Here is a 12,595-nt window from a genome sequence, read left to right as displayed (position 1 = left end):
ACTCTCAATTTAAACTCTTAACGATCCCCGAAAACCTCTGGCAGCATAATAAGAGTCTGCCCCATTGTGATACACGAAAACGTGTCCGAAGCGATAATCGCAAAATAGAGCACCACCGAGTTCTCGAATATCTGAAGGTGTTTGTACCCAGCTTGATGATTTCATATCAAAATCCCCAAATTTTTGCAATTCCCGATATTGTTCTTCCGTTAATAGTTCAATGCCCATAGCATTTGCAACATCAATAACGTTATTTTCTGGCTTATGTTTTTTTCTTGATTCTAACGCTTCAAGATCATAACAAAGACTTCTGCGGCCTTTAGGACTCTCCTTTGAACAATCATAGAAAGTATATTCGTCCTTCTCTTCATCATAACCAACAACATCCGGCTCACCGCCAGTTACTTCCATTTCATTAATTGACCACAATTTTTCATTATTAGTAGCTAGCTTCGCTTCAACTTTAGCCCATTCAAGACCTTCATGGCGGTTCATGTTTTTCTCAAAACGTGCTTGTAATACTTTTAATAGTTCTTCACGTTGTTCTACAGATAACTCATTTTTATTCTCTGTCATATTCGTCCTCCGAATTACGTTTCTTTATAACCACTTAAATCTTCTCAATAATGGTTTAAATGCAGTTTACAACAATCTGGCCCAATTGCACAACGAATAATCCCTGTGCGGATATCCATTATATAGTACTAAAACCCTCCATACTTTCTCCAAGAATATAATGTGAAAACCACATCAAGTTCTGCTTCATAATAGCCACATTCATTCCCGGCTGATCGGGACTATATGCCATTCCTTTAAATATCATTAATTCTGTATCAACTTCCATATCCATTAATCCTTCATATAGCTCATATGCATTTGTAATTGGAATTCTTGCATCCTTTTCTCCATGTTGAATTAAGGTAGGCGTACAGGCTGATTTAATATATGTCATTGGTGATGTTTTCCTATATATCTTTGGATCATTCCATGGAGTATTTCCTAAATGCATCCTAATAAAGTAAGGGATATCTGTATTTACATAATGGGTACTCCAGTTAGCAATTCCGCCCCCAACTGAAATAGCTTTAAATCTACTACTAAATGTAGAACAGAAAGCTGATATATATCCTCCGTTACTCCATCCCATAACTCCTACTCTATCTTTATCTACATTCCCTTGATCAACTAGTTTATCCACTCCAGAAATAACATCATCGTAGTCAGCAATTCCCTGTTTTCTATAGTTTTCTTTTAAAAATTCATTACCATAACCAGAACTTCCCCTGTAGTTTGGTTCTAAAACGATAAAGCCTTTTTCAACAAACTGTTCAATCGGATATTTCTCATTGAAGCAGTCTGAAAATATCGGAAAGGATGCCCAAGCCGGACCTCCGTGAATTACTACTAATAAAGGATATTTTTTATTTGTATCAAACTCTACTGGTGTTGATAAAACACCTTCTATTTCCAGCCCATCACTATTTTTCCATGAGATGATTTCCCTATTACTTTTAAGCTTATCTTTGAAAAAGCTATTTTCATCCGTTATTTTTTTATCGTCTAAATAGATTTCAAAGGTTTCATTTGTTATAGCTTTATTATATTATATGATTTCCATCTCTTGTTATAGAGGCATCCATTATAAATCCATCTACTTTTTCGCTTAATGTTTCTACAGTGCCATCTTCAGCTAGCACACCAATAAGGTAATTCGTTTTATCCTGCCATCTAATTAAAATCCCTTTAGCTGTCCACTGTAATGGCATAACTGTACTATCAAAGTTTGTTAGAGGCTGAAGTACCTCTCCAGTATTCATATCACATATCTCTAATGTACTCTCTTGTATATGATTTCTATAGTAATCCTTCTCTCTTATGCTTGCTGAGTAACATATTTTGTTGCCCTCAGGAGAAAAGCAAACGCTCCCGCCCAACAACCTATCTACATTCATCTTTTGCAGTTCCTCAGCTTCAACATCTAATATATATAGATCACCGTTTATATGATCGTTTAGGCTTGGTGTAGCCATACATACAACCTTTGTCCCATCATTTGAAATATCAAAGTTATGTATATAAAAATCCTTACCATCAGTTAATTGATAAACACCGTTAATCTCTCGTTCCCCTTTATCATTTTGTATCATTTTTTCTATTTCAATGTAGCATAAACAATTATTCTGATGTTCCTTACCTACATGTTGAAAATCCCCATATAGCTCCTTACGTTTCTTTATTTCCTCACATTCTTTTGACTGTGTAATATAATAAAAACCTTTACCGGTAGGATCCCATTTGAATGTACTGATCCCTTCTTCCTCATTAGTAATTTGCACCCCACCATAACCATCTAATGACTTAACAAAGATTTGATTTCCCCCATTACCAACAGGGCTAAGGTATGCAATATCCCTAGAATTTGGAGACCATAACGGGCATGTACTATCTATATCCCCATTTGTTAATGGATAACTCTGCCCTTTACCTTTTTCATATATCCATACATAATTTCTATATGTATTGTCTTTCCAGTTAGCTGTCCTCTTAACAAATGCTACATTTTTGCCATCATCGCTTATATTGGTACTTGATAAGGTTGGTAATGAAATAATCTCTTCTATACTTAAATATGTTTTTTCATTCATTTTCATTTATACCCCCTCGTAATGTTCATGTATCGTCTCTTCTTTTCATAATGAAAAGAATTGTTCACGAATACTTAAAATAATAACGGAAAATTCAGATAAATAAAAGTAGTTCTATTCCAAATCCGATAAAATAAAACTTTACTTAGTGGGATTCTGTCTACTTATCAATTTTAAATGTTCTTTTTTGACACAAAAATACCCCTTTAGATAAAACATCTAAAAGGGTACAAATTCATAAATTTATTTTAAAGCTACAACTATATTTATTAACCTACCAATCTCCTACTCAACCGTAACAGACTTAGCTAAGTTACGTGGCTTATCAACGTCACACTCGCGGTGAAGTGCTGCGTAGTATGAGATAAGTTGTAATGGAATAACGGCTACTAGCGGTGCTAGCGCTTCGTGTACAGCTGGTAATACGAAGCTGTCCCCTTCCATTTCTAAGCCTTTCATTGAGATGATACATGGGTTAGCTCCGCGTGCTACTACTTCTTTCACGTTACCACGAATTCCAAGGTTTACGTGCTCTTGTGTAGCAAGTGCGATAACTGGTGTACCGTTTTCGATTAAAGCAATTGTACCGTGTTTTAATTCTCCTCCAGCAAATCCTTCTGCTTGGATGTAAGAAATTTCTTTTAGCTTTAACGCACCTTCTAATCCTACGTAGAAGTCTACGCTACGTCCGATGAAGAAACAGTTACGAGTTGTTGCTAAAAATTGTTTTGCTAACGCGTCCATTTCTTCTTTTTGATCACAAAGTTCTACCATTGCATTTGCTACAAGTCCTAATTCGTGTGTTAAATCGAAATCAAGAACTTCACCTTTCGCTTTAGCAATGTCCGCAGCTAAAATTGAAAGTACTGCAAGTTGAGCTGTGTAAGCTTTCGTTGATGCAACTGCGATTTCTGGTCCCGCGTATAACGGAAGTGTATAATCAGCTTCACGAGAAAGTGTAGAACCAGGTACGTTTGTAATCGTTAATGCTTTATGACCCATTTCATTTGTTTGTACAAGTACTGCACGGCTATCAGCTGTTTCACCACTTTGTGAAATGTAAATGAAGAATGGTCTTTCTGTTAATAATGGCATGTTATAAGAGAATTCACTTGCTACATGCACTTCAACTGGCATTTTTGCAAATTTCTCGATAAATTGTTTTCCAACAAGACCCGCATGATAACTTGTTCCACATGCAATGATGTAAATACGATCGCTATCTAAAATCGCATTGCGGATGTCTTGATCTAATTCAATCTCGCCATTTTCATCTTGATACTTTTGAATGATATTACGGATTACAAGTGGTTGCTCATCGATTTCTTTAAGCATGAAATGAGGGTATGTTCCTTTTTCAATATCACTTGCGTCTAATTCCGCTGTAAACGGTGCACGTTCAATCGTTTCACCTTGTAAGTTTTTAATTGTAATACTTTCTTTCGTTACAATTACGATTTCTTTATCCATTAATTCAATAAATTGATCTGTAACTTGTAACATCGCCATAGCGTCGCTCGCCACAACATTAAAGTTGTCACCAACACCTACTAATAGCGGGCTTTTGTTTTTAGCAACATAAATCATGTTTGGATTTTCAGCATCAAGTAATCCGATTGCATAAGAGCCATGTAAAAGAGATAGCGTATTACGGAACGCTTCTTCTACACTTAGTCCTGTGCTCACTTGTTGTTCCATAAGCTGTACGATAACCTCTGTATCCGTTTCACTTATGAACGTTACATCTTGTAAATATTCCTTTTTCACTAACTCATAGTTTTCAATCACACCGTTATGAACTAGTGTAAAACGTTTTGATGTACTTTGATGCGGATGCGCGTTTACTTTGCTCGGAACACCATGTGTAGCCCAGCGTGTGTGACCGATTCCCACGCTTGCTGCTACGTTCTCATCTACGATTTCACGAAGTTTTGCAATACGGCCTTTTTCTTTGTATACAACAACACCGTTCTCTGCTTGTACTGCAATACCTGCTGAATCATATCCACGATATTCTAGCTTTTCTAAACCTTTTAATAAAATTTCCTTTGCATCTTGCTCTCCAATAAATCCTACGATTCCACACATGTTTAGTCGCCGTTACAAATGCTTACACTGCTCTGCGAACATGTAACGACATAGTCCGATACCATTTTTATTTATACTAAAAAACGGATTACATATTGCTAGCCCTGTAAGCTTGTAACGGCTTTCACCTTCCTCTCGATTGGGTTTAAGTCCGTATATACTTATACAGCTAGTTTGTATCCGTTCCTTTTCTCTCATCACACTTTCACCTTTGTCCACTAAGTCACCTTAATGATTTAAGTAAAAGCTTGCGGTTGTGATGAACAACCGGGAGTCATCCGCCGAAATCTCGATAAACCCCACCTCGTCAACTACACTACTTGTAGTTCTGGCGCTTCTATAATTTACAATATTTCCTTTGAGAAAAAGAACAAGACCATCTTATAACAAACATGGATAAACCGTCAATGAAATTTTTTTCATTGTCTATAAAACATATGAAAAAGGAGCACTTCTTGTGCTCCTTTTTCAATAAATTTATCAAATTATTCAGCGCCAACTTCCGCTTTCACAACTTCTACAATGCGATGTACATATGCATCACAAACTTCTTGTGTTGGTGCTTCTGCCATTACACGAATAAGTGGTTCTGTTCCAGATGGACGAACAAGAATGCGGCCATCACCGTTCATTTCTTCCTCTACAACACGAATAATTTCTTTAATTTTTTCGTTTTCTAATGCTAGTTTTTTATCTGTTACACGAACGTTTACTAGTAATTGCGGGAATTTTGTCATTTCTCCTGCAAGCTCAGATAATGGTTTTTTCGTCATTTTCATGATGTTTACAAGTTGAAGTGCACTTAACATTCCATCACCAGTTGTAATGTAATCAAGTAAGATAATGTGACCTGATTGTTCTCCGCCTAGGTTATATCCACCATGCTTCATCTCTTCCATTACGTAGCGATCACCAACTGCTGTTTTATCACTTGTAATACCATTAGCTTCAAGCGCTTTATAGAAACCTAAGTTACTCATAACTGTTGACACAACTGTATTGTGCTTTAGTTGACCAGTTTCTTTCATGTACTTTGCACAAATAAACATAATTTGATCGCCATCAACGATGTTTCCTTTTTCATCTACAGCGATTAAACGGTCACCATCACCATCAAAAGCAAGACCGATATCAGCACCTTTTTCTTTTACTAATTCAGCTAATACTTCTGGATGTGTAGAACCTACTCCATCGTTAATGTTCATACCGTTTGGTGAAGTTCCCATTGTTGAAATATCAGCTTCTAAATCAGCAAATAAGTACGGAGCTAAAGAAGACGTAGCACCATGCGCACAATCTAAAGCGATATGTAAACCAGAGAAATCTTCCTCTACAGTTTGTTTAATGTATTGTAAATATTTTTGTCCACCTTCAAAATAATCACTCACTTGTCCAAGATTAGTACCTGTTGGACGTGGTAATTCATCAACTTCTTTGTCTAATAAAGCTTCAATTTCTGCTTCTTGCTCATCTGTTAATTTAAAACCATCTGAACCGAAGAATTTAATTCCGTTATCTTGTACCGGATTATGAGATGCAGAAATCATAACACCTGCTTGTGCATCTAACGCTTTTGTTAAATAAGCAACACCTGGTGTAGAAATAACACCAAGGCGCATTACTTCTGCTCCAGTTGATAATAGACCTGCTACTAAAGCACCTTCTAACATATGTCCTGATATACGTGTATCACGGCCGATAATTACTTTTGGACGATCTGTATCTTTTGTTAATACATAACCACCAAAGCGTCCAATTTTGAACGCTAATTCAGGTGTTAACTCCTGGTTCGCAACCCCGCGTACTCCATCTGTACCAAAATATTTACCCATTATGATTCGCTCCTTTTTCTGGCTCTTTTTGATTATCTACTGTTGGCTCTTGACTAGTTTCTTTTTGTTTATCTTTATTTTGTTCCTGTTCCTTTTCCGGGTCAGGCTTAGGTTGAGGTTCAGGATTTTTTGGTTGTTCAGTTTGGTTATCTTGGTTATTATTTGAATCTGGTTTTTCACCGTTACCCTGTACTTCTTTATCTGGATTTTCTTTCTTCACAATTGTGACTTTAGCACTTTTTTGTTTTGGCTCTATTGAAATATTACCAGGACCGCTCACTTGAATAGAAACATCCTTCGTCCCCGGAGATACATTTTGCAGATTAATCGATGCTGTTATTTGAGCAGCTGTTATTTTATCTACTATACTTGTTTCTCCTGAAATATCAACGCTTATCTTCCCATCTTGCGGTGAGAGTAGCTGAGCCGTAACATCTTTAGAAAGTCCATTTTTTTGAATTGATATACCATCAATCGTTCTTGTTTTCGTTTGTTTTGCTTTTTGCACGCCTACGGAAACCTTTACTTGATTCGGTTTCGCACTTGTTACACCCTTTGGCAATAAAACAGAGGTATCGAATGTTGTAGACTCTGTCAATTGACTAAGATCTACTTCGACCCCCTCTATCGATTGTATATTATCCAATATATCTTTTGGACCTGCTATCGTTACTTCTCTCGGCTCAACGCTAATATTTGTAACGGCCAATCCTTCTGGTAAACTCCCCTTCTTCGTATACGTTACAGGCACAGTTTTTTCAGTATTATTGGCCGTAGCTTGCGTCGCCACATTCAACGTTACACTAATTTTAGATGGACTTGTTCTTACATTTAAACGTTTTCCTTCTTTATTGTATAATGTAACTTCAGGTGTTTTTGTAACAGTTTTATTAACACCTTTTAAATCGATATACGCCTTAGCAGATGAAATACTTTCAATTTCTTCTTTCGTCCCAACTACCTCAACCGTATCAGGTTTAATGTTTGATTTTTCGAGGGTAGCACCCGCTGGCATCTGATCCTCATTTGATAATTTCAAGTCTACATGAACATATTTTCTCGCTTTTTCATGAAGAGTAATTTTAATTGTTGATGGCTGAACTGTTCCTTTCACATCATCTGGAAGTCCGTTCGTTTTCAAAGAAACTTCATAAGTTCCTTTTTCGCTATCTCTCAAATCAACCGGTATATCAAATTGTTTTTTTGCTTTTGCTGTAGCAACTGCTGCTTTTGGGCCCTCTAACTTCACCTTGACGCCCTCTGCCGGAATACCACTTACAATATATTTCTCTTCATCATACTTAACGTTAATAGCATAATTAGTTAATGTTTCTTTCGCATCATTTGCAAAAGGTAGTATCCCCGATGTCGTATTTTTTTCAGTTAAAGTCGCTGACATAAAAAGCATACACGCCAATAGTAATGAGATCCCCTTTAAAAACCAATGATTCTCCATTAACTTATCCATGACGCTTTCTCCTCCAATTCCATAAAGACGAAGAAGTCGTTTTTTCGTTCGCACTAAATTCAGCTAGCAACATATCTTTTAGTTGTTCTGTCTTCAAATCACGATGCAACTTACCATTTTTTGTTAAAGAAATTTGGCCTGTTTCTTCCGACACAACTACTGTAATACTATCAGTAACTTCACTAACCCCCATTGCAGCGCGATGCCTAGTTCCTAACTCCTTAGAGATAAATGGACTTTCCGACAACGGAAGATAGCAAGCTGCTGCTTTAATGGTACTTCCTTGCATAATTACTGCTCCATCGTGAAGAGGTGTGTTTGGAATGAAAATATTAATGAGTAATTCCGATGATACGTTTGCATTTAGCGGAATACCCGTTTCCACATAATCACCCATACCGGTCTCTTTTGACAAAGTAATTAATGCACCAATTCTACGTTTCCCCATATATTCCGTTGCTTTCGCTATCGCTGTTGCAACCATTTCAGGCTCATCATCCTCATGAGTTCCAGTACGCGAAAATAAACTCCCGCGCCCTAGCTGCTCAAGTGCTCTTCGCAATTCTGGCTGAAAGATAATAATAACGGCTAAAAATCCCCACGTTAATACTTGTTCAGTTAGCCAATATAGCGTACGCAATTCAAGGAAAATACTAATCATCCGAACGACAATAATAACTGTAATTCCTTTTAAAAGTTGAACAGCTTTCGTCCCTCGGATTATGAGAATTAGCTTATATATAATAAACCATACAACGGCAATATCTAATACCGTACTAAGATATTTCAAAATGGTCGTATCTTCAAAAGGCATGCTAACCCTTCCTCCTACTTACGAGCAATTCTATCCATATATTGAAATATTGTTTTATGCTCTATCTGTATGTATTTCCAACAACTAGTTAATTATACCATACATGAAACAAACAACAATTACAAACACCCCCCTTTAGCCTAAATTGGTAAGATGTCAAACATTCTTATCGTACAGTATAATATAAATCATTATTATACGCCTATTTTCAAATAAAAAAAGCAACTTCTCAGTTGCTTTTCTTACATTTATTTTAGTTTTTCACCGAATAAAGAACCCATTAAAGCAACCGCTGTTGTTGCCGTTCTATTTCGCTCATCTAAAATCGTATTTACCTCAACAAACTCAGCAGATGTAACAATATCAGCTTCCGCTAACATTTCCATTGCTAAATGGCTTTCACGATAAGATAGGCCACCAATTACAGGCGTTCCAACTCCTGGTGCATCATGAGGATCAAGACCATCTAAATCTAATGATAAATGCACACCATCAGTATGAGATAAATACGCGATCGTTTCTTCCATAACAGCCGTCATACCCATACGATCAATCTCGTGCATTGAGAATACTTTAATACCTTCATTGCGAATAAAGTCTTTTTCTCCTTCATCTAATGCACGTGCACCGATAATTACAACGTTCTCTTTTTTCACCTTTGGATATGCCCCGTATAAATCTACAAGCGTGGGATGTCCATACCCTAAACTTGCTGCAAGTGACATACCATGAATATTTCCAGATGGTGAAGTTTCTTCTGTATTTAAATCACCATGTGCATCATACCAAATAACACCTAAATTTTTATAATGTTTCGCTACACCAGCTAGTGTACCGATAGCAATACTATGGTCACCACCTAATACAAGTGGAAAACGACCTTCTTCTATAATATGATCTACCTTACTCGCTAACTCGTTACATACATTTGCAACTTGTGTAAGGTTTCTTAAGCTTGTATTTACATCTACTTCTTTTTCTCTCTCTATACATATATCTCCCATATCTTTAACGTCATATCCAATTTCTTCAATTCTTTCAATTACGCCTGCATAACGGATCGCGCTCGGTCCCATATCAACTCCACGACGCATCTGCCCTAAATCCATTGGAACTCCAATAACTGAAATTTCTTTTTTCATAGATAGTATCCCCCTTTTGTGCCTTCACTAAATATTTTAAATCTTTTATATAGTCTGACTCAACTCGACATTTTTCTGTATGGATATACAAATTATTCACTTATATTCGCTTCAAAACCAAAATATTAAGACTGTTCTATGTATAAAGTTAACCTAATGAAACAACTGTTATCATTATTATTAGATAATAATAAAAAACACTCCTACATTTAGAAGTGTTTTTCTGATGCTATTTTCCAAACTGCTGCAATATTCTTTGCTGTCATTTCGATATTCTCTGCTGCAACTTTATATGCCTCTTCTAATGTCATCGGACTTGCTGTAATACTAAATACTGCATCAATTCCTTTTTCATGAACAGCGGGATAATTCGGAGATACAGATCCTCCAATAGCAATGACAGGAATATGAAAATACTTTGCACGCTCCGCAACACCTACAGGGGCCTTTCCATATGCTGTTTGTTCATCTATTCTCCCCTCGCCAGTTATAATTAAATCTGCACCTTCTATATGCTTATCAAAATTTGTATAATCTAATACAATTTCAATTCCTCTTCGCAAGTTTCCCTTTAACACTGCAATAACAGCTGCTCCCATACCTCCAGCTGCTCCTGCACCAGGTATTTTAGATACGTCGCAAGATACGTATTGTTTAAGGATATGCGCATAATGCTTTAAATTCTCATCCAGCTCTTTCATCATCTCTGCATCCGCACCCTTTTGCCGCCCAAATACGAAAGATGCTCCCCTTATTCCTACTAACGGATTATCTACATCACATGCTGCTTCTATCTTTATATGCGTTAAGCGTGAGTCCATTCGCGAAAAATCAATAGCTACAATCGAATGTAACGTTCCTCCAGATGGCTCTATTACTTCCCCTTCTTGATTTATGAACCTGACTCCTAAAGCTGATAACATACCTGCTCCACCATCATTTGTAGCACTTCCTCCAAGTCCTAAAATAATGTGCTCAGCTCCTTCGTCTAGCGCATGTAATATAAGTTCTCCTGTTCCTTTAGTCGTTGTAATAAGTGGGTTTCGCTTTTTAACTGGAACATGTTGTAATCCTGATGCTGCTGCCATTTCAATAAACGCTGTTTTTTTATCTTTAGACATACCGTAAAAGGCTTGTACGCTCTCTCTAAGCGGTCCTGTCGCATGAATTGATATAATTCTACCTCCTGTAGCATCAACAAGGGAATCAACGGTTCCTTCACCTCCATCTCCAATTGGTACTTTTACATACTCTGCTTTAGGGAAAATTGCTCCAAAACCTCTTTCAATAGCTTCACATACTTCTATAGCTTTTAAACTTTCTTTATATGAATCAGATGCAATAACAACTTTCATAATTATCCCCATCCTTTATTTTCACGTTTTCTCCATTTTAAATGACAAACATGAAAGTTGTCTTTTAAATACAAAAAAAGCTTACATCATATGATGTAAGCTTCCTCTATTAGATGGAGCCTAGCGGGATCGAACCGCTGACCTCCTGCGTGCAAGGCAGGCGCTCTCCCAGCTGAGCTAAGGCCCCTTAGTAATTAAGCGGAAGACGGGATTCGAACCCGCGACCCCAACCTTGGCAAGGTTGTATTCTACCACTGAACTACTTCCGCGAAAATGGTGAGCCATGAAGGACTCGAACCTTCGACCCTCTGATTAAAAGTCAGATGCTCTACCAACTGAGCTAATGGCTCGTAAATGGCTGGGCTAGCTGGATTCGAACCAGCGCATGACGGAGTCAAAGTCCGTTGCCTTACCGCTTGGCTATAGCCCATTAATATTTACTAGTATGGTTATCTTTTCAAAAAAATAAACCCTCTCAGGTTATTTTAAAGAAAATGGTGGAGGGGGGCAGATTCGAACTGCCGAACCCGAAGGAGCGGATTTACAGTCCGCCGCGTTTAGCCACTTCGCTACCCCTCCGACATTTAAAGCATATATGGTGGAGGATGACGGGATCGAACCGCCGACCCCCTGCTTGTAAGGCAGGTGCTCTCCCAGCTGAGCTAATCCTCCAAAAGTGGTGACCCGTACGGGATTCGAACCCGTGTTACCGCCGTGAAAGGGCGGTGTCTTAACCACTTGACCAACGGGCCAAAAATTTTAAAACTCTTCCCAAGCTTCCAACCGGGCTTGAACCGGTGACCTCTTCCTTACCATGGAAGTGCTCTACCAGCTGAGCTATGGAAGCATAATGGCTCCGCAGGTAGGACTCGAACCTACGACCGATCGGTTAACAGCCGATAGCTCTACCACTGAGCTACTGCGGAATAATATTAGCCTGGCAACGTCCTACTCTCACAGGGACAAGGTCCCAACTACCATCGGCGCTAGAGAGCTTAACTTCCGTGTTCGGTATGGGAACGGGTGTGACCTCTCTGCCATCATTACCAGACTTTTATCATTATAAACATTTCTTTCGAAATGTCAAGAAGAAAACTATATATTCCTTCAAAACTAGATAACATTTGCTACATATTATATGGTTAAGTCCTCGATCTATTAGTATTCGTCAGCTCCACATGTCACCATGCTTCCACCTCGAACCTATCAACCTGATCATCTTTCAGGGATCTTACTAGCTTACGCTATGGG

At 37.8% G+C, this 12,595-nt stretch carries 8 protein-coding genes, 9 tRNA genes, 2 rRNA genes and 1 pseudogene; all 20 read right to left on the bottom strand.

The window, feature by feature from the left end; all coding sequences use genetic code 11:
* Positions 1-9: 9 nt before the first annotated feature.
* Positions 10-576, bottom strand: a complete 567-nt coding sequence (locus CO726_RS21750) for a DUF4256 domain-containing protein (protein ID WP_099685657.1) — start codon at positions 574-576, stop codon at positions 10-12.
* Between the two features lie 118 nt (positions 577-694).
* Positions 695-2,651, bottom strand: a pseudogene (locus CO726_RS21745) (S9 family peptidase).
* A gap of 279 nt (positions 2,652-2,930) precedes the next feature.
* Positions 2,931-4,733 carry a glutamine--fructose-6-phosphate transaminase (isomerizing) gene (glmS, locus tag CO726_RS21740; protein WP_099685656.1) on the bottom strand — a complete coding sequence of 601 codons (1,803 nt, stop codon included), beginning with the start codon at positions 4,731-4,733 and terminating at the stop codon, positions 2,931-2,933.
* A 12-nt stretch (positions 4,734-4,745) separates the two neighbouring features.
* Positions 4,746-4,931, bottom strand: a complete 186-nt coding sequence (locus tag CO726_RS21735) for a hypothetical protein (protein WP_001208183.1) — start codon at positions 4,929-4,931, stop codon at positions 4,746-4,748.
* A 287-nt stretch (positions 4,932-5,218) separates the two neighbouring features.
* Complete coding sequence (gene glmM / locus CO726_RS21730) at positions 5,219-6,565, bottom strand: phosphoglucosamine mutase (protein ID WP_099685655.1); 1,347 nt, start codon at positions 6,563-6,565, stop codon at positions 5,219-5,221.
* Positions 6,558-8,033: a CdaR family protein gene (locus CO726_RS21725; protein WP_099685654.1), complete on the bottom strand. Its 1,476-nt coding sequence runs from the start codon at positions 8,031-8,033 to the stop codon at positions 6,558-6,560. Before CO726_RS21725 ends, glmM begins: the two co-directional genes overlap by 8 nt.
* A complete protein-coding gene (gene cdaA / locus CO726_RS21720; protein ID WP_098760785.1) occupies positions 8,026-8,847 on the bottom strand; it encodes a diadenylate cyclase CdaA in 822 nt (273 codons plus the stop codon). The genes CO726_RS21725 and cdaA overlap by 8 nt, the downstream gene beginning before the upstream one ends.
* Before the next feature lie 248 nt (positions 8,848-9,095).
* Positions 9,096-9,989 carry an arginase gene (gene rocF / locus CO726_RS21715; protein ID WP_099685653.1) on the bottom strand — a complete coding sequence of 298 codons (894 nt, stop codon included), beginning with the start codon at positions 9,987-9,989 and terminating at the stop codon, positions 9,096-9,098.
* 209 nt (positions 9,990-10,198) lie between these two features.
* Positions 10,199-11,344 (bottom strand): glycerate kinase, encoded by a 1,146-nt coding sequence (locus CO726_RS21710; protein ID WP_136699806.1) that lies wholly within the window; start codon positions 11,342-11,344, stop codon positions 10,199-10,201.
* Between the two features lie 114 nt (positions 11,345-11,458).
* Positions 11,459-11,531: transfer RNA gene (locus CO726_RS21705), tRNA-Ala, on the bottom strand.
* Positions 11,532-11,541: 10 nt separating this feature from the next.
* Positions 11,542-11,613, bottom strand: a tRNA-Gly gene (locus CO726_RS21700).
* 5 nt (positions 11,614-11,618) lie between these two features.
* Positions 11,619-11,694, bottom strand: a tRNA-Lys gene (locus tag CO726_RS21695).
* A 5-nt stretch (positions 11,695-11,699) separates the two neighbouring features.
* Positions 11,700-11,774 (bottom strand) — tRNA-Gln (locus tag CO726_RS21690).
* Between the two features lie 65 nt (positions 11,775-11,839).
* Positions 11,840-11,923, bottom strand: a tRNA-Tyr gene (locus CO726_RS21685).
* A gap of 17 nt (positions 11,924-11,940) precedes the next feature.
* Positions 11,941-12,016 (bottom strand) — tRNA-Val (locus tag CO726_RS21680).
* 5 nt (positions 12,017-12,021) lie between these two features.
* Positions 12,022-12,096: transfer RNA gene (locus CO726_RS21675), tRNA-Glu, on the bottom strand.
* A 22-nt stretch (positions 12,097-12,118) separates the two neighbouring features.
* Positions 12,119-12,191 (bottom strand) — tRNA-Thr (locus CO726_RS21670).
* A 4-nt stretch (positions 12,192-12,195) separates the two neighbouring features.
* Positions 12,196-12,270 (bottom strand) — tRNA-Asn (locus tag CO726_RS21665).
* A gap of 9 nt (positions 12,271-12,279) precedes the next feature.
* A 5S ribosomal RNA gene (gene rrf, locus CO726_RS21660) occupies positions 12,280-12,395 on the bottom strand.
* 87 nt (positions 12,396-12,482) lie between these two features.
* Positions 12,483-12,595, bottom strand: a 23S ribosomal RNA gene (locus tag CO726_RS21655); the annotation flags it as partial.

Origin of the sequence: Bacillus fungorum (assembly GCF_002746455.1) — a bacterium.
GTDB lineage: Bacteria > Bacillota > Bacilli > Bacillales > Bacillaceae_G > Bacillus_A > Bacillus_A fungorum.
This window is presented reverse-complemented; position numbering and strand designations above follow the sequence as displayed.